Source organism: Pseudomonas sp. S07E 245, from assembly GCF_019599025.1.
Classification (GTDB): Bacteria; Pseudomonadota; Gammaproteobacteria; order Pseudomonadales; family Pseudomonadaceae; genus Aquipseudomonas; species Aquipseudomonas shirazensis.
Map to the genome: position 1 here is coordinate 5,251,960 of NZ_CP080625.1, position 19,944 is coordinate 5,271,903.

Here is a 19,944-nt window from a genome sequence, read left to right on the forward strand (position 1 = left end):
TCCCTTACTGCTGGTCGTCCTTGCCGCCGGTTGCCCGGCGGGATTCATCAGCTTCAAACAACGTGGATGCCGTTCTGTACCCACAAGTGGTGGCTTGGATCCTCCTGAGCGGTGTACTGGGTATAGTCGATACCGTCGGCATTCTGCTGGCCGGTCAGGGTCCAGTTGTCGCTGAGCTGCACGGTATCGTTGCTGTCACCCTTGATCAGCAGAGTGTCGTTGGCGCTTTCGGTCACCGCCACCACGTCGGCCAGGCTCAGGCTCAAGGTCACCGAACTGCTGTCATTGAGGTCGATCACCTCGATGTCGTGCAGGCGCCCAACCAGGCTGCCGAGGTCGATACTGGCATCGCCGCCGGCCCACAACAGGGTGTCGGTACCGCTGCCGCCGTCGACGTTGGTGAACTGCTGATCGACGATCACCAGTGTGTCGTCACCGGCGCCGCCGGTCAGGCTGATTGCCCCACCCTGACTGCCGTCGAGGTGGTCGTTGCCATCGCCGCCGTGCAGCCCTTCGACCGCAGTGGCGGCGGCCACACTGAACAGCGCGCCGGCGTCATCGTCGCCGCCGGCCAGCAGCGCCGAGGTAGCGGTGAAGGCTGCTGCGTTGTTCAGGCCAATGGTCAGGGTGGCGGTGTCGGTGGTGCCGTTGGGGTGGGTCAGTTCGTAGGTGAAGGTGTCCTGCTGGCCAATCACGGCAGCGCTCAGGCCGGGCTTGAGGGTATAGCTGTAGCTGCCATCTGCCTGCACCAGCAGCGTGCCGTAGGTGCCGGTGACACTGATGCCGTTGTAGCCGGGGATGGCATAGGTGTTGGCCGCCACCAGCACGCTGAGCACGGTCAGGCTGGAGCCGAGGGTATCGCTGCCGGTACCGGTGGTGTCGTTGAGCAGGTTGCCGCTGACCGGGGTGTAGCCACTGACTACGAATTCCTTGGTGTAGGTCGTGGTGGTGTTGATAGTGGTGGCAATCGAAGCGGCCAGGCCAATGCCGCCGGCGCTGACGCGAATTTGATACGAACCTGGCCCCTTGTCCTGGAAGGTGTACGCCGCGCCGCCGCCGAGCAGGCTGACCAGTGAGCCGCCAGTAACGGTTTGCTCAACTACATACAGACCTGTTGCCGGATTGAGCTTGAGCAGCTCGATCTTGGTGCCGTTGAGCAGCCCGAGCAGATTGCTCGAGTTGAGCACTACCTGCAGATCGGCAGTGGTGTCGACCGCAACCGTATTGGTTGCCGACGTTACCGAGCGGTTGCCAATCAGCGGCAAGCTCAGGTTGGCCAGGTTGGCGCTGCCGCTGGTTTCACGGTTGACCAGGCTGATACCGGTGCTGTCGAGGTCGTTGACCGCGTCGACCACGGTGGCTGGCGCGCTGTAGTTGTTGTCGTTCCAGATCTCGGTGGCTTGTGGGCTGTCGATGCGCACGTAGAGATTGGCGGTGTCTTTGAGGCCGTTGGCATGCAGCAGCTGATAGCTGAACACATCGACCTTGCCCACACTCGACGGGCTGCCGTTGGGGGTATAGCTGTAGCTGCCATCGGCGCGGATCAGCAAGGTGCCGTACAGACCCTGCACTTCGGTGGCGGCGCCGGCGGAGACGTAGCTGCCGTTTTTCAGTACCTGCACCACCGCGCCGTTGTCCGGGCCGGTCTGGTCGACGCTGCCGTCGGTGCCAGGGTCGCTGAGGACGTTGCCGGTGGTCGGCGTGCCGGTGCCGGTGAACTGGGTCAGGCTGGTGGACTGCACGTCCAGACTGGTGGTGACTGTGGTCAGCAGACCGATACCGGTACTGCTGACCGTTAGCCGGTAGTCACCCGCCAGCAGTTCGCCGATATTGACCTGCAGACCCTGGCCCAGCGGCAGCAGGATCAGGTCGAGCAGCCCCTGGCTGCTGCCGGTGGCGAGGGTGACCCAGGCGCCAGCAGCATTCTTGACCTGCAGGGTGTAGGTCGCGCCGTCGAGCAAGGCCAGGGCGCTGCTGGTGCTGAGGGTCAGGGTCGGATCGGCAGTAGTGCCGGCGGCGACCGTCCAGGTGAAGGTTTTCGAGAAGCCGGACACCACCGTCAGGAAGCTGTCGGCGAATGTCTTGGTGGTGACGACCGGGGCCAGGTTTACCGTGGCTACCGCCAGGTTGTCGCTGGCCGAGACTGGCGCGTTGGCGTCGACGTCCGGTGCGATCAGCGCAACCCCGGCGGAGACGTTGTTGCGCGGGTCGGTAAGGGTGATCGAAAGGGCTTGGCCGTTATCCTGGGCAGGGCTCAGGGTGACCGTGAAGGTGCCGTCCGGATTGACCGTGGCAGGCTGCGAAACGACCCCGCTGGGACCGCGCACCGTCACCGTCGCGCCAGGCTCGCCGCGCCCGGTGATGACGCTGCCGTCGGCATTGATCACCAGATTGCTGGCGATGGCGGGTGGGGTGATGTCCGGGGCAGTCAGGGCCACCCCGGAGGTATTGCCCGCGGCATCGCTCTGGTTGACCGTCAAGGCCTGGTTGTCGACCTGCGCCGCCAGCAAGCTGACCACGAACAGGCCGTTGGCGCCGACGATGGCGCTGCCCAGCACTACGCCGCCGGCGCCGAGCACGGTGATCTTGTTGCCGGCGATGCCGGCGCCGCTGACCAAGGTGCCAGCAGCATTGATGGTGGCGGTGGGGGCGGGCGGTGGCGTAGTGTCCGGCGCGCCGATGGTGGTGGTGCCGGAGATATTGCCAGCGGCGTCGGCCTGGCGCACGGTCAGCACCTGGCCGTCGTTCTGGGTAGCGGTGAGGTTGACGGTAAATTGCCCGTTGGGGCCGACCACGGCGGTGCCCAGCGGTGTGCCTGTAGCCGAGAACACGCTAACGGTGGCACCGATTTCGCCCGTGCCACTGAGCTGGGTGCCCAAGCCATTGACCAGCAAGTTGCCTGGCGGGTTGGGCGCCTGCACGTCAGGGGCGATGAAGCCCACGTTGTCGGACAGGTTGAGGGCAGCGTCGCGCTGGCTGACCTCAAGGATCTGACCGTTGAGCTGTGGCGCATTGAGATTGATGCTGAAGGCGCCGCCAGCGTTGACCTGGCCACTGCCGAGCAGATTGCCCTGGGTATCACGTACGAACACGGTGGCTCCCGCCTCACCGGTGCCGGTCAGGACCAGACCGTTGCTGGACAGTGCGCTGACTACCGGTATCGCAGGTGGAGTGGTATCACCGGCCTGGACAATGACCGGGGCCGATTCGCCGGCGCCGGCTGCGTCGGCGGTTACCGAGAGCACCTCGCCGTTGCGTTGCGGTGGGTTCAGCGTAACGCTGAAACTACCGTTGGCTTGAACGACCAAGGCCTCGCCGATGACCTGACCGGCCGCGTTGTAGACGGTGATGCTGGCGCCGAGGATCGAGGTACCTGTCAGGATTTCGCCATTGGCAATCAGCGCGACATTGAGCGGCGCGGCGGTCAGCGGTACCAGCGGCGGGGTGTAGTCGGCCGGCAGCGAAGGGTTCTGCGCGGCATCGGTCTGCACCACGCTGAGTTCTATACCTGGCAGGGCCAGGGTATCGAGCTCGATCTGGAACGTGCCGTTGGCGAGTACGGTGCCCTCGCCGATCTGCACGCCGTTCTGGCTGACGATCACACTGGCGCCGGCTTCGCCGCGGCCGCTGAGTACGCTGTAGGTCGCATCGATCACCAGGTTGCTGACCGGTGCCGGTGGGCTGGTGTCTTCAGCCGTGACAGTCACCGCCAGCGCGGCGTTGCCGGCGGCGTCAGTAGCAACCACGTCGAGTATCTGGCCGTTGTTTTGTGGCGGGTCGAGGGGCACGCTGAAGTTACCGCCTGGGGGGACCTGGATGGAACCGACCACGGTGTTGTCCGGGGCACGTACGGTGATGAAGCTGCCGGGCTCGCCAGTGCCGATGAGCAGTGTGCCCTCAGGGTTGACGGAGAGGCCAGTAGGTTGCGCTGGCGGGGTCAGGTCAGGTGCCGTGACGGCAAAGGCCGGCGACGGATTGCCGGTAGCATCCTGGGCAACGATGCTCAGCACCTGGCCGTCAAGTTGCGCCGGTGACAGGTTGAGGACGAAGGTGCCATCGGCGGCGATGCTGCCCTGACCGACCAGGTCGCCCTTGTCGTTGAGTACGGTCAGCCGTGCGCCGGCTTCACCGGAGCCTTTGAGCTGGGTGCCGCTGGCGTTGATGGTGGCGTCGACGGCAGGCGGTGGAGTGGTATCCGGCGCGGTCGCCGGGGTGCTTGGCGACAGGTTGCCTTTGGCATCCTCAAGGGTCACCTGCAGTTGCTGGCCGTTGTTCTGCGGCGGGTTCAATGCCACCACGAACCTGCCATCGGCGCCAACCTGCACGGTGCCGATCTGGCTGCTGCCAAGGTAGACCCTGGCGGTACTGCCTGGCTCGCCGACGCCGCTGAGTTGGCTGCCATCGGCATTCAGTTGCAGTTGCGCAGGTGCCTCAGGTGGGGTCAGGTCAGGTGCCTCGACGTTGACCGGCTGGCTGATGTTGCCGGGCGGGTCGGCCTGTTGCACCGCGAGCACTTGCTGGTTGATCTGCGCGGGCGTGAGCATGACCTCGAAGCTGCCGTCGGCAAGCACTTTGGTAGTGCCCAGCAACGTGCCGTTGGCATCGGTCACGGTGACGGTTGCGCCGGCTTCACCGCGGCCGGCGATCATGCTGCCGTCGGTACTGATAGTCACCGCAGTGAGCTGCGCCGGCGGGGTGAAGTCAGGCGTATCGAGAGTTGCTGGCGCAGAGACGTTGCCGGCCAGGTCGGTCTGGGTCAGGCTGAGCCGTTCGGCATTGCCCAGGGCAGGGTTGAGGGTGAGGGTAAAGAAGCCGTTGGCATCGACCAGTGCTTCGCCCAGCGGCGCGCCATCCGGGCCGCTGACCTTGACCGTGGCCCCGGCCTCGCCGCGACCAGTCAGGGTCGCGCCGTCGCTGGCAATCGCCAGCGCCGTCAGCGCATCCGGTGCGGTGATATCGGCCGCGGTGGTGCTGGCCGCCGGCGATTGGTTGCCGGCGTTGTCAGTGAGCACGACCTGCAGGCTTTGGCCGTTGGCCTGGATCGGATTGAGCGAGACCTGGAAACTGCCGTCATCACGCACGATGCCGCTGCCGATGACGCTGCCGTCAGCGGCCAGCACAGTGACTTTGCTGCCAGCTTCGCCGGTGCCGTCGAGCAGGGTGCCGCCGCCGGTGACGGCGAGGTTGCCCGGTGCGTTCGGGGCGAGCAGATCGGGTGCGGTCAGGCTGACGCTGTTGGATTCGTTGCCGGCGGCATCGGTCTGGCTGGCGTTGAGCGCCTCGCCATTGCGCTGCGGAGCAGTCAGTTGCAGGCTGAACCGGCCGTCGGCGCCGACCACCCCTTCGCCCAGATCGACGCCTCCAGGGCCGCTGATGCTGACCCGGGCGCCGGGCTCGCCACGGCCGGTTAAGGTCAGCCCATCACTGGCCAGTTGCAGTTCGCTGAGCGGCTGCGGCGCAGTGGTATCCGGCGCCTGCAGGGTGGCCGGCAGCGAAGCGCTGCCGTCGGTGCCGACTGCGCCGACCTGCAGGGTTTCACCGTTGGCCTGGACGCTGTTGAGCGCCACCGTGAAGGTGCCGCCTGCCGCTACCACCGCAGTGCCAAGCACTACGCCGCCTGGGCCGTACACCGTGACCGTGCTGCCGGGAGTGCCGCTGCCGGTCACGCTGAGGCCATCTGCGGCCAGCAGCAGATTACCGGGGATATCCGGCGCCAGGCTGCCTGGGGCAGTGACGGTTTCGGCGGGCGAGGCGTTGCCGCTGGCGTCGCTCTGGACCACGCTGAGATTGCTGCCGACGATTGCCGCCGGGCTCAGATTGACCGTGAAACGGCCGTCCGCAGCCACTGTACCGGTCCCCAGCAAGGTGCCATCGGCTGCCCGCACTGCCACCGTTGCGCCAGCTTCGCCGGTGCCGGCCAGGCTGGCGCCATTGGCGGCCACGGCGAGGTTGGCGACGGCGGCGGGCGGGGTAGTGTCAGGTGCGGTGAAGTTACCGGGTTGGGACACGTTGCCGGCGGCGTCGGTGGCGGTCACTTGCAGGGTTTGACCGTTGGCCTGGACGCTGTTGAGGGTGACCTGGAAGGTGCCATTGCTGGCCGCGACCACGCTACCGAGAACATTGCCGGCACTGTCGCGGACAGTGACCGTACTGCCCGCCTCGGCGGTGCCGCTCAGTTGCACGCCGTTACTGGCCAACAGCAGATTGGCAGGCTCTGCGGGAGGGGTCAGGTCCGGAGCTGTCACGGCCACAGGCGCTGAGATGTTGTTGCTGGCGTCGCTCTGGGTCACGCTCAGGCGCTGGGCGTTGAGTTGTGCGTTATCCAGAGTCAGGGTAAAGCTGCCGTTGGCGGCGACGTTGCCGCTGCCAATGATGGTGCCGTCCGGGCCGCGCACCGTGACGCTGGCGCCGGGCTCGCCCAGGCCGGTCAAGGTCAGGCCATTGTTGTTGAGCATCAGGTTGGTCAGCGGTGCCGGTGGGGTCAGGTCAGGCGTGTTGACCGAGGTCGCGGGTGAGGTATTGCCCGCGGCGTCCTGCTGGGTCACGCCGATCGGCTGGCCGCTGGCCTGTGGGCTGTCGAACGTCACGCTGAAGCGCCCGTCGGCACCCACTGTGGCTGTGCCAAGCAAGGTGCCGGCACTGTTGCGCACCTCGACACTGGCACCGGCTTCGCCCAGACCGGAAAGCTGACGGCCGTCGGCGCTGAGCACGGTTTGGGTGACCGCCGCAGGTGGCGTGCGATCGGGTGTGGCCAGGCTGGCGGGAGCAGAAACATTGCCAGCCGCATCGCTCAGGGTGACCTGCAGGGGCGCGCCGCTGGTTTGCGCTGCCGGCAGGGTGATCTGGAACTGGCCGGACGGGTTGACGGTACCGCTAGCCAGCACCGCGCCACTGGCGTCGCGCACGGTGACGTTGGCCCCGACTTCGCCCTGGCCGCTGACCACGGTAGCTGCGCTATTGAGGCTGACGCCGCTGGCCGCCAGGGGCGCCTGCAGGTCTGGCGCAGTGGTCGTCGCTGCCAGCGAAACGTTGTTGCTGGCGTCGCTCTGGGTGACGGTCAACAACTGCGCATTGGCTTGTGGCGGAGTGAGGCTGATGCTGAACAGGCCGGTACTGCCGACCGTCGCCGAACCGAGCAGGGTGCCATTGGCATCCACTACCGAAACGGTCGCGCCGACCTCGCCGCGACCCGTCAGCAGGCTGCCGCTGCGGTCAATCGCCAGTTGTGTTGGCGCATCAGGCGCCGTGGTGTCCTCAGCCGTGACGATAGCCGGTACCGAAGGTTTGCCTGCGCCAAAGCGCGCGTTGACCTGCAGGGTCTGGGCGTTGAGTTGAGCGTTGCTGAAGAACACCCGGAAGATACCATCGCTGCCCACCGTCGCAGTGCCCAGGGTGGCGCCGGCGGAGGTCACAGTGATCAGTGCACCGACTGTGCCCATGCCGGTCAGGACGAAGCCGTCGGCGCTGAGGTCGAGGTCGGTCGGTGTTGCGACTTCGCTGCCATCCGGGCCGGCCAGCGGTGTGCTGGCTTCGCCGCCCGGGTCCTTGACCACAACAGTGGCGCTGTCGCCGCTGGCCAGCGGCGGGTTGATCGGCACCACGAAGCTGCCGTCCGGACCTGCCACCACGCTACCTATGTCATTGCCGTCGGCGTCACGCACGATCACCGTGCTGCCGGGCTCGGCGTTGCCGCCGACGCTGGTGCCATCAGGGCTGACGCTGATATCGGTCGCTTCTGCGGGTACGGTGGTGTCAGGGGCGGTGATCGGCAGCACCGGGCTGGTGTTGGTGGCCGCATCGACAGCCTCCAGCAGCAGCGGTTGACCGTTGTTCTGGCTGCCTGGCAGTTGCACGCTGAAGCTACCGTCTGCCTCGACATCCCCTCTGATCAACTCGATGCCGTTGGCATCGCGAATGATCACCTCGGTGGCACCGGGAGCAGAGCCGGTGACCGTGCCGTCATTGGCCACGCTGACGCCGTTGGGCAGGGCTGGCGGGGTCAGGTCGGGCGCGGTGACTGGCACCACATCGGATTCATTGCGGCCATCGGTGGCGACCACGCTCAAGCCCTGGCCGTCTTTCTGTGCTGGGTCGAGAATGACGCTGAAATCGCCGCTTGGCGGCACGGTGGTGCTGCCGAGCACAGTGCCGGCAGCGTCACGCACTTCGACCGTGCTGCCCGCTTCGCCCCTGCCACTGACCTGGGTGCCATCGGCGTTGACCTGCACGCCGGTTGGCAGGGTCGGGGCAGTAGTATCGATGGCGTTGATCGGCACGCTCGGGGAGGTCTGCCCTTGCAGGTCGGTGACGGTTACCGACAACTGCTCGCCCGCGACCGGCACGGGGTTGAGCGGGAGGCTGAAGCTGCCGTTGTCAGGCACCACCACACTGCCGATGAGGTCCCCGTTCGGGTCGCGCACCTGAACCGTCGTGCCGGGTTCGGCCTGACCGCTGATCAGGTTGCCGCCCGCATTGAGTTGCACCCCTTGAGCAGCTTCAGGAGCTTGCAGGTCTGGCGCGGTCAGGGTGTCCGGCTCGGAGATGTTGCCAGCCTGGTCCTTTTGCGTGGCGGTCAGGGTCTGGCCGTTGAGCTGGACGGGGTTGAGGGCGACCTGGAAGCTGCCATCGCCCTGCACGGTTGCGCTGCCAAGGATGACGCCGCCAGTGCCGGTCACGGTGACGACGCTGCCTGGCTCACCGCGTCCACTGAGCACACTGCCGTCCGCCGCCAATACCAGGCCGGTGGGCGCATCGGGGGCCTGGCCGTCAGGGGCGGTGACGGGCACTGTGGTGGAGATATTGCCCGCCGGATCGCGCTGCTCGACGGTCAGTGCCTGGCCGTTGTTCTGGGCTGGGCTGAGGGGAATCGTGAAGCCGCCGTTGGCTTGCACTACCGCGCTGCCGAGCACTGTACCGTCAGCGGCGCGTACGGTTACGGTAGCGCCGGGTTCGCCAAGGCCTGTGATCTGGCTACCGGTGCCATTGATCGCCTCATTGCTGATCGGCTCCGGTGCCTGAGTGTCGGGCGCAGTGAAGTCGACCGGACCGGCACTGTTGCCGCGGCTGTCGGTGGCTTCGACGGTCAGTTTCTCGCCGTTGCGCTGGGGCTGGTTGAGGGTCACGCTGAAGTTGCCGTCGGCGCCTACGGTGCTACTGCCCAGCACGGTACCGTCGGCAGCCCGCACGGTGACCAGCGAGCCGGCCTGACCGACACCGGTCAGTTGGGTGCCGGCGATATCCAGTGCCATCTGCGCCGGTTGCAACGGGCCGTCGAGGTCCGGTGCAGTTGCGCTGGCGCTGGACTCGTTGCCCGCCGCATCGCGCAGCTCGACGTCGAGCACCTGGCCATCGGTCTGGGCGGGGACGAGGGTGACGGTGAATACGCCATTGGCGCCTACCAGCGCCGTGCCCAGCAGATTGCCCTGAGCGTTGCGCACTTCTACTGTGGCGCCGGCTTCGCCGCGGCCGGTCAGAGTCACGCCGTTGGCGCTGATCTGCAGGTCGCTGGCTTCGCCTGGGGGGGTGATATCCGGGGCAGTGATCTGCGCTGGCAGCGAACTGCTGGCGCCATCCACCGCAACCACGTCGAGCAATTCGCCGTTGGCTTGCGCCGGGCTCAGCGGCAGGGTGAAGGTACCGCCGGCGCCAACCACCGTGCTGGCCAGGACATTGCCTTGGGCATCACGAACGTCGATCCGCGTACCCGGGGTAGCACTGCCGCTGATCGAGCTGCCGTCCGCGGCCAGGCTGAGATTGCTCGGGGTCGCCGGGATGGGTGTAGTGGGTACGGTCAGGTCGAGTTCCGGCGAGGTGTTGCCGGCGGCATCCTTCTGCACCAGGCTGATCGCCTGGCCCGCAGCGGCGGGGGTATCCAGATCGAACAGGAAGGTGCCGTTGGCGCCGACTGTGCCAGTGCCGAGCAGGGCGCCATTGGCATCCCGCACCTCGACGATGGCACCTGCTTCACCACGACCGGCAATGGTCAGACCGCCATTGCCCACGGTCACGCCGCTGATGATCGTTGGCGCAGTGATGTCCGGGGCGTCGTAGGCCAGCGGCGTCGATGCGTTGCCGGCCAGGTCGATGACGCGGATATCGAGCACTTCACCATTGGCCTGAGGTGGGTTGAGGGTCAGGGTGAAGGTGCCGTTGGCAGCTACGATGGCGCTGCCGAGCAAGTCGCCATTGGCGTCGCGCACCTCCACCCGGGCGCCTGGTTCGGCGCTGCCGCTGAGGGTCTCGCCAGCGCTGAGGCTGATGTTTGTAGGCTGGGCGGGGGCCTGCAGGTCAGGGCTGAGCAGCGTAGCTGGGGCCGAGGCATTGCCAGCGGCGTCGGTCAGGGTAACTTGCAGGCTTGAGCCATTGGTAACTGCAGCAGGCAATTGCAGGTTGAAGCTGCCATCGGCCAGGACGGTGCCGATCGCGAGCAGATTGCCTTGAGCGTCAAGCACCTTGACCGTGCTGCCAGGCTCGCCGCGACCCGAGACCGTACGCCCGTCTCCGCTGATGGCCAGCCCGCTGGCCGGGTTTGGTGCGGTGGTGTCGGGGCTGTCCAGGTCGGGTGCGCTGACACTGCCGGGCGCGGAGAGATTGCCCTTGGCATCGGTGGCGGTAACCTGCAGTGCTTCGCCGTCGACCTGGGCCGGATTCAGGGCGATGGTGAACACGCCGGTTGGGCCGACCACAGCTGTGCCGAGTTCAACGCCATTGGCGCCCACTACCCGCACCGTACTGCCAGGTTCGGCGCGACCGCTGAGCTGGCTACCGTCAGCGCTGACCACCAGCTGGCTGGGGGCAGCGGGCGCGGTGATATCCGGTGCGCTGATCTGCACTGGCAGGGACACGCCGCCGTTGCCATCAAGAGCAACTACGTCGAGTAACTGACCGTTGGCCTGAGCAGGATTGAGCACCACGATAAAGGTGCCTTCGGCGCCGACGACCACGCTGCCGATTACATTGCCATTGGCGTCACGCACCTGAATGCGGCTGCCAGGCGGGGCGGTGCCGCTGAGCGAGCTGCCATTGGCGGCGATGCTCAGGTCACTCGGGCTGACTGGGGTAGTGGTAAGGGGCACATCGAACTGCAGCGGCGCTGACGCATTGCCGCTGGCGTCGGTCTGCACCACGTTCAGGCGCTCGCCTGGCTGCACGGCGCCGTTGAGCTCGATCAGGAAGGTACCGTTGGCAGCTATTTTGCCGCTGCCGAGCAGCAGGCCATTGCTGTCGCGCACTTCGACCGTGGCACCGGGCTCACCGCGGCCGCCCAATACTTGCCGATCCGGACCGACAACCAGGCCGCTGACAGCGGCTGGGGCGGTGGTGTCGGGGGCATTGAACTGGAGTGGCGCCGAGGTGTTCTGGGCGGCGTCGACCAGGCGCACGTCCAGCGCTTCACCGTTGGCCTGGGGCGGATTCAACGTCAGGCTGAAACTGCCGTCGGCAGCTACAACGCTGCTGCCGATCAGGGCGCCTGAGGCGTCGCGGACCTGCACCGTGGTGCCTGGCTCGCCTTTACCGGTCAGGGTGACACCGTTGCTCAACTGCAGGTCGGTGGGCTGCGCAGGTGCAAGCAGGTCGCGCGACACCACGCTGCCGGCGGCGGAGACATTGCCGGCCGCATCGGTGAGGGTGACCTGCAACGTGCTGCCGTCGAGCACGGCAGGGTCGAGGGTGATCTGGAAGGTGCCGTCGGCGCCGACGGTACCGCTGCCCAGCAGGTTGCCGTCAGCATCGCGCACCTGCACGGTGGTGCCCACTTCGCCGCGACCGCTCAGTTGTTTGCCGGTGCCGGCGATGACCAGATCGGTTGGCGCATTTGGCGCTGTGGTGTCGACCGGCGGCGTATCGATGTCCGGGGCCGTGGTGTTGCCAGGCGCTGAGGTGTTGCCGGCAGCATCGGTAAGGGTCACCTCGAGCGCCTGGCCGTTGGTTTGTGGCGGGCTCAGGGTGACATCGAAACGGCCGTCGGCACCGACTGTGCCGGTGCCGATCAGGTTGCCGGCCGCGTCACGGATGTTGACCGTGGTGCCGGCTTCGCCCCGGCCGCTCAGGCGCAGGCCATCAGGCGAGACCAATAGATCGATCGGGCTGGCGGGTGCGGTGGTGTCGCCTGGGTTCGGTGAGCTGCCACCGCTGCTGCCACCGCCACCGCCGCCACCACCACCGCCGATTGCCGCCGCAGCACCACCGGCGCCCAGCAAGCCCAGGGCGGCGATGGCAAAGGTGTTGGTCCCGCTGCCGGCAACGCCGACCCCGGCCATCAGCTCATCCAGCGAGGCGATGTCCTCGAAGGTGAAACCGGTAAAGGCCTCTGCGTTGTACTGGGCGTGCCAGAGCGTGCCGTCTTCGCCGACGAAGACCATGTCGCTCTGCTCGCCCGCCGCGTCGACTACAAAGAAGTTGCCGATGGTGACTTTTTCGCCCGACTTGAGCGTGACGATCAGGTCCTGGCCGCTGCGAGTGACGGTGGCCACTTCGCCGGGCGGCACTGGCATCTGCACCAGGCCCGGCCCTTTCAGGCTCAGATTGCCCCAGGCGTTCTGGGTAACGGCGGCGGTTTGCTTGTCGGCAACGACGATGTTGTCCATAGGTGCTCCCTGCTGATGGACCGGCGGTGAACATAGACCAGAGGGCCGGCGCAGACGTGCGCAGCAGCCGCCCAGAGCGGTCCTTGTTCACCGTTAGTAAGGGAGATATAGCAGCCGTGCGGGAGCCAACCAGAGGCTTTCTGGGTTAATCCTTTTGTACAGTCGCCCTCATTTGAGGCCTAGCCGACGACATAAACGGCTGAGGTTTGCCCGGTCCAGACCGAGCTCGCGAGCCGCGCTCGCCCAGTTGTTCTGGTGCTTTTGCAGGCAGGCCTCGATCAGCTGGCGTTGATAACTATCGACGGCCGTACGCAGGTCGCCGTTCGTCGTCTGAATCGCATCGGCGGGCAGCGGCAGCGCCGCGGCTGGCATGGGCGCTACGCTGCGCAGGTCGAGGTCAGCGGCCTGCAGGGTGAGAATGCGCGGGCGCTGTGCTTGCTGGCCAAGCGCCTTGAGCGCTGAACGGCCAATGAGGTGTTCCAGCTCGCGCACGTTCCCTGGCCAGTCGTACGCCAGCAAGGCGGCCTGGGCTTCGCTGCTCAGACGCAGGCTGTTCAAGCCCAGGCGCGAGCGGTTTTGTTCGAGGAAGTAACCGGCCAGCAGGAGCACGTCGCGGCCGCGCTCGCGCAGCGGCGGCACCTGCAAGGGGTACACACTCAAGCGATGATAGAAGTCGGCGCGGTAACGGCCGTTGCGCACTTCGTCGGCGAGGTCGCGGTTGGTCGCGGCGATCAGGCGCACGTCGACATGGTGCTCGCGGTCCGAGCCGAGCCGTTGCAATTGGCCGCTTTGCAGCACTCGCAGCAGCTTGGCCTGGACCGTCAGCGACAGCTCGCCGACCTCATCCAGGAACAAGGTACCGCCGTTGGCCAGTTCGAACTTGCCGCGACGCTCGCCATGGGCGCCGGTGAAGGCGCCGCGGACATGGCCGAACAGCTCGCTCTCGACCAGGGTGTCCGGCAGCGCTGCGCAGTTGAGGCTGATCAGCGGCTTGTTGGCGCGGCTGCTGGCCTGGTGCAGGGCCTGGGCGACCAGCTCCTTGCCAACGCCGGTTTCGCCGGTGATCAACACGGTCAGGTCGCTGCTGCCGACCAGGCGGATTTCTTCGAGCAGATGGGTGTGGGCCTTGCTCTGGCCGATCAGCTCCTTGTCCTGGCCACTGGCCTGGCGATAGACCTCGGCTCGCTGGTGCTCGTCCTCGACGCGCAGGGCCAGGTGCTGAATCCGCTCGGCGACGGTGACCGTGGCGGCGGCGAGGCTGGCGAAGGCCTGCAAAGCTTCCAGTTCCAGGCTCTGAAACTGCCCCGGGGTCAGTGCATCGAGGGTCAGCAGACCCCACGGCTGCTCGTCGACCAGCAACGGGCAACCCATGCAGTCATGGACCTCCAGGTTGGCGTCAGGGGCGTTGACCAGGCCGTCGTACGGGTCGGGCAGGTCGCTGTCACTGGCGAAGCGGGTCGGTTCGCTGTGGCTGAGCAGAATCTTGAAGCGCGGATGCTCGCTGACCCGAAAGCGCCGGCCAAGGGTATCCGGGGCAAGCCCGTCGACCGCCAGCGGCACCAGCCATTCGCCATCCAACCGGAGCAACGCAGCCGCATCGCAAGGCAGCAGGCTGCGCATGGCTTGCAGCAAGCGCCGGTAGCGTTCCTGGTCGGGCAGATCGCGGGACAGGTCGCTGACCAGCGGAAGAAGGGCAGTGAGCAGTGGCTTTGCGGTCATAAAGACTCCTTTTGGTCTTTATGACTATAGTCCGGGATTGGTCATTTTGACATTGCTTGATTGAATGTCCCGGTTTTGCTGGGGCGGATAGTTGGCATGATTGCTGTAACAGCATCTGCATCCATTTGAAGCCCCTTAGGAGTTGCTGCAATGCTCAATGCCGACCAACGTGCAATCGTCAAAGCCACCGTACCGTTGCTGGAAAGCGGCGGGGAAGCGCTGACCACCCATTTCTATAAAATGATGCTCAGTGAATACCCAGAGGTACGTCCGCTGTTCAACCAGGCTCACCAGGCCAGCGGTGATCAACCGCGGGCGCTGGCCAATGGCGTACTGATGTATGCCCGCCATATCGACCAGCTCGAGCAACTGGGCGGTTTAGTCGGGCAGATCATCAACAAGCATGTCGCCTTGCAGATCCTGCCTGAGCACTACCCGATCGTCGGTCGCTGCTTGCTGCGCGCCATCGAGGAAGTATTGGGCAAGGACATCGCCACACCTGCGGTGATCGAGGCCTGGGCCGGTGCCTACGGCCAGCTGGCCGACATCCTCATCGGCGCTGAAGAAGGCCTGTATCAGCAGAAGGAGCAGGCCACTGGCGGCTGGCGTGGCGCGCGTGAGTTTCGCTTGGTACGCCGCGAGCAGGAAAGCAGCGAGATCGTCTCGTTCTATTTTGCCGCGCAGGACGGCCAGCCGGTGCTCAAGGCCGAGCCTGGTCAGTACATCGGCCTGCAGCTGTTCATCGATGGCATCGAGCAGCGCCGCAACTATTCGCTGTCGGCACTGAGCGATGGCCAGCAGTACCGCATCAGCGTCAAGCGGGAGGCGGGCGGCAAGGTCTCCAACTATCTGCATGAGCAACTGATGGTGGGCGATACGCTCAATCTGTTCCCACCGTCAGGCGACTTCACCCTGGCGGCTAGTGACAAGCCGTTGGTACTGATCAGCGGTGGGGTCGGCATCACGCCGACCCTGGCCATGCTCGAGGCCGCCCTGACGACGCAGCGTCCGGTGCATTTCATTCATTGCGCACGTAATGGCGCAGTGCATGCCTTCCGCGACTGGGTAGACGCGCTGGCTGAGCGTCATCCGCAGCTCAAACGCTTTTACTGCTACGCCGAAGCGGGGCAGGGCGCAGACGCAGTAGGCTTGTTGAGCGAGCAGCAATTGGCCGCTTGGCTGCCGCAGGAGCGGGATGTCGATGCTTACTTCCTGGGGCCGAAGGCATTCATGGCGGCTGTCAAACGCCAGCTCAAAGGGTTGGGTGTGCCCGAGGCGCAGAGCCGTTACGAGTTCTTCGGGCCGGCGGCTGCGCTGGAGTAAACCCGTTGTAACAGCCGGCTCGCGCGATCACGGGCCGGCTGCAGCTTAATCTCGCTTTAATCCCGCTATCCTTCACTTGCGTGTGTCGAGGCGCCTGCGCCTGCCCGGCATTCGCCCGCCTATATACAGGGCCGTCGTTGAACTGAAGAGGTTTGGCTCGGTCCTAGTGTCTCCGGAGAGTGGCGCTTGCCGTTGTCTCGACGCATCCACGCTCATGGCCAGCGTGTAAACTGCCCAGCGGCTGGCCTGCGTGCTGTCACTCTCCCTCGAAGGAATCGGCAATGAACGAACAACTCTCGCGCCTGAACCGTGAACGGCGCTTTCTGGCCCTGCTGGGCCTGATCTGCCTGGCGCTGATTGGCGGTGCGCTGTATATGCAGATTGTCCTCGGCGAGGCGCCATGCCCGCTGTGCATCCTGCAACGCTATGCATTGCTGCTGATCGCGCTGTTTGCCTTCATCGGCGCGGCAATGCCCAACCGCCGGGGCCTGACCCTGTTCGAAGGGCTGGTGGTACTCAGTGCCATTGGCGGAATCGTTGCGGCTGGGCGCCATGTGTATATACTCGCCAACCCTGCGGTCAGTTGCGGTATCGATACCCTGCAACCGATCGTCGATGACTTGCCACTGGCCAAGGTCTGGCCACTGGCGTTCCAGGTCGAGGGTTTCTGCAGCACGCCATACCCTCCGCTGCTGGGTCTGTCGCTGGCACAATGGGCGCTGCTGGCGTTCGTGCTGACCGCGATTCTGGTGCCGGTAGGCATCTATCGCAACCGCAAACGGGCTTAGACCAAAGTACCGTTTGAGCGCAAGTCTGTTGCACGGCGAGAGAAGCCCCTTTTCTCGCCATTCGCTTGATCCAGATCAACGACAAAGCCTTGCAGGATAAGTGTTTCAGGCCTGTAGGATGGGGTGCGACAAACTGTCGCGAACCTGATTTTCCCTATTCCATTGTTACCGAATCTGCAAAAGACTGTTGCTCAATAAGTCATAGTCAAGGGTGGGCGACCTATCTACAATCGCCCCCAATTTCCGTTCGGCACTGCTTGCGAGTCGCAGGATTTGAAGGAAGCCACGGCCTCCTTTTTGCTGACTTCGTCAAGTTTCGCCCAACGGCGATACCGGGCGGACACCCCTCCGCGTTAACCCGCACCAAATGGACTTGGTACAGCTGTACGGGCCGTTTGCCTACACCATAAATACCGTTAAGCCCGCTAACCGCCCAGGTCCACGTTGAGGACCCCAGGCAGGAGCGAATTCGAGCCAAAATTGCTGACGCTTGGCAGGACGAAGTGTTGGTGACCAAAACACAAATTGCATTGAAGCAAGCTGATCTAGAGGTCGTGAGATGAGTAAAAAGCGTTACCCCAGACTGTTTGGCATATTGCCCTTTTTAGGCATGCTTTTACTCAGTGGGTGCAACTGGACCCTGCTCGACCCGAAGGGTCAGGTCGGCATTGAGCAAAAGAACCTTATCCTGATCGCTACCGGCCTGATGCTGCTGGTGGTTGTGCCGGTCATCATCATGACTTTGGCATTTGCCTGGAAGTATCGTGCTTCCAACAAGGCAGCCACCTACACCCCAGACTGGTCGCACTCGACCAAGATCGAACTGGCCGTGTGGATCATCCCGGTCATCATCATCGTTGCCCTGGGCTACGTGACCTACGTGTCCACGCACAAGCTGGATCCGTATCGTCCGCTGGATTCCGACGTGAAGCCGGTGCAGGTCGATGTGGTCGCGCTGGACTGGAAATGGCTGTTCATCTATCCGGAACAGGGCATTGCCACCGTCAACACGCTGGTCTTCCCGGCCAACACGCCGGTGAACTTCCGTGTGACCTCGGATGCTGTGATGAACTCGTTCTTCATCCCGGGTCTGGGCGGCCAGATCTACGCGATGGCGGGCATGACCACCAAACTGCACCTGATCGCCAACGAGAACGGTGTGTTTGACGGTATCAGCGCCAACTACAGCGGTGCTGGTTTCACCGGCATGAAGTTCAAGGCTACTGCCACTTCCCAGGCCGACTTCGAGAAGTGGGTTGCTGAAGTCAAGCAGTCGCCAAAAACGCTGAGCAAGGCTGAATACGAAGCCTTGGCCAAACCAAGCGAAAACCACCCAGTCACGCTGTACAGCGTGGCCTCGCCTGACCAGTTCCAGACCATCGTCGACAAGTACGAAGGCATGAACCGCGGTCGGCCGAACCACGAAGAACAAGGCAGCAAAGACCTGGCCACAACCCAGGGTGTGGAGTCGAGTAAGCAACCAGCTGCCGGGGCAGAGGAGTAAGAGATGTTCGGTAAATTAAGTCTGGAGGCGATCCCGTATCACGAGCCGATAGTCATGGTGACACTTGCCATGATCGCGCTGGGTGGTATCGCTGTAGTAGGTCTGATCACCTACTTCCGCAAGTGGACCTACTTGTGGACCGAGTGGCTGACGACTGTCGACCACAAGAAAATCGGCGTGATGTACATCATCGTCGCCATGATCATGCTGATCCGCGGCTTTGCCGACGCCATCATGATGCGTACCCAGTTGGCCGTGGCCACGGGTGGCGACACCGGCTATCTGCCGCCTGAACACTATGACCAGATCTTCACCGCGCACGGTGTGATCATGATCATCTTCATGGCGATGCCGTTCTTCACTGGTCTGATGAACCTTGCGGTTCCGCTGCAGATCGGTGCACGTGACGTGGCCTTCCCGTTCCTCAACTCCCTGAGCTTCTACCTGCTGCTGGCAGGCGTGCTGCTGGTCAACATCTCCCTGGGTGTTGGTGAGTTCGCCAAGACTGGCTGGGTTGCGTATCCGCCGCTTGCGGGTATTCAGTACAGTCCGGGCGTGGGTGTCGACTACTACATCTGGGCACTGCAGCTATCGGGTCTGGGGACAACGCTGACCGGCGTCAACTTCCTCGTCACCGTGATGAAAATGCGCGCGCCTGGCATGAAGCTGATGGACATGCCGATCTTCACCTGGACCTGCACCTGGGCCAACGTGCTGATCGTGGCTTCGTTCCCGATCCTGACCGCTGCACTCGCTCTGCTGACTGTTGACCGTTATCTGGACTTCCATATCTTCACCAACGAGCTTGGTGGGAACCCGATGATGTACGTCAACCTGTTCTGGGCGTGGGGTCACCCTGAGGTTTACATTCTGATTCTGCCGGCCTTCGGCGTGTTCTCGGAAGTTACCTCGACGTTCTCTGGCAAACGCCTGTTCGGCCACCACTCGATGATCTATGCATCGGGCGCGATCGCCATTCTCGGCTTTGCAGTTTGGCTGCACCACTTCTTCACCATGGGTGCCGGCGCGAGCGTCAACACCTTCTTCGGCCTGGCGACGATGTTGATCTCCATCCCGACCGGTGTGAAGTTGTTCAACTGGCTGTTCACCATGTATCAAGGCCGCGTGCGCTTCACCGCGCCGATGCTGTGGACCCTGGGCTTCATGGTCACCTTCTCGATCGGTGGCATGACTGGCGTTCTGCTGGCTGTCCCAGGTGCTGACTTCGTGCTGCACAACAGCCTGTTCGTTATCGCTCACTTCCACAACGTGATCATCGGTGGTGCGGTATTCGGCTACATTGCCGGCTTCGCCTTCTGGTTCCCGAAAGCCTTTGGTTTCACCCTGAACGAGAAGTGGGGCAAAGCTGCCTTCTGGTTCTGGATCTCGGGCTTCTACGTTGCGTTCATGCCGCTGTACGCCCTGGGCTTCATGGGCATGACCCGTCGTCTGAACCACACCGAAAACCCACTGTGGGAACCCTACCTGTGGGTAGCGGTAGTCGGCGCCGTGCTGATCCTGTTCGGTATCGCTTGCCAGCTGATCCAGCTGTTCGTGTCGATCCGCGATCGCAACCAGAACCTGGACGTCACTGGCGATCCATGGGGTGGTCGTACGCTGGAGTGGTCGACTTCTTCGCCGCCGCCGTTCTACAACTTCGCTCACATGCCTGAGAAAGTTGGTCTGGACGCCTGGCACGAAGCCAAGGAAGCCGAAGTTGCGTACAAGGTTCCGGCCAAGTACGAAGCGATCCACATGCCAAGCAACACCTCTACCGGTCTGTTCATGGGCCTGTTGTTGACCGTCTTCGGCTTTGCCTTCATCTGGCATATCTGGTGGCTGGTTGGCGCAAGCCTGGTAGCAACCATCGCAGTCTTCGTTCGCCACGCTGCACGTGACGACCAGGGCTACATGGTGCCGGCTGAAGAAGTGGCGCGCATCGAAGGCGAGCGCATGCAAGCGTTGGCCAAAGCAGGTGCTCTGCCTGCCGGCGCACGTGTCGAATCGTTTGAACGGGTGTAAT

6 protein-coding genes are annotated in these 19,944 nt (G+C 64.3%); 4 read left to right on the forward strand and 2 right to left on the reverse strand.

Annotated elements, in window-relative coordinates; all coding sequences use genetic code 11:
• Positions 1 to 53: 53 nt before the first annotated feature.
• Together K3F44_RS24165 and norR are read right to left on the reverse strand one after the other, a co-directional pair.
• Positions 54 to 12,587, reverse strand: a complete 12,534-nt coding sequence (locus tag K3F44_RS24165) for a BapA/Bap/LapF family large adhesin (RefSeq protein WP_220633109.1) — start codon at positions 12,585 to 12,587, stop codon at positions 54 to 56.
• 168 nt (positions 12,588 to 12,755) lie between these two features.
• Positions 12,756 to 14,306, reverse strand: a complete 1,551-nt coding sequence (norR, locus tag K3F44_RS24170; protein ID WP_220633110.1) for a nitric oxide reductase transcriptional regulator NorR — start codon at positions 14,304 to 14,306, stop codon at positions 12,756 to 12,758.
• Positions 14,307 to 14,456: 150 nt separating this feature from the next.
• Here norR and hmpA point away from each other — a divergent pair, with 150 nt between their 5' ends.
• From hmpA to cyoB, 4 genes are all read left to right on the forward strand, one after another.
• Entirely contained in the window at positions 14,457 to 15,629 is a 1,173-nt protein-coding gene (gene hmpA, locus K3F44_RS24175; RefSeq protein ID WP_101316634.1) for an NO-inducible flavohemoprotein, read from the forward strand.
• Positions 15,630 to 15,910: 281 nt separating this feature from the next.
• Positions 15,911 to 16,417: a disulfide bond formation protein B gene (locus K3F44_RS24180; protein WP_101316636.1), complete on the forward strand. Its 507-nt coding sequence runs from the start codon at positions 15,911 to 15,913 to the stop codon at positions 16,415 to 16,417.
• Positions 16,418 to 16,976: 559 nt separating this feature from the next.
• Positions 16,977 to 17,921, forward strand: a complete 945-nt coding sequence (cyoA, locus tag K3F44_RS24185; RefSeq protein WP_101316638.1) for a ubiquinol oxidase subunit II — start codon at positions 16,977 to 16,979, stop codon at positions 17,919 to 17,921.
• A 3-nt stretch (positions 17,922 to 17,924) separates the two neighbouring features.
• The gene (gene cyoB, locus K3F44_RS24190) at positions 17,925 to 19,943 is read left to right on the forward strand and encodes a cytochrome o ubiquinol oxidase subunit I (protein WP_101316640.1); all 2,019 of its coding nucleotides are present in this window, start codon (positions 17,925 to 17,927) and stop codon (positions 19,941 to 19,943) included.
• Position 19,944 lies beyond the last annotated feature (1 nt).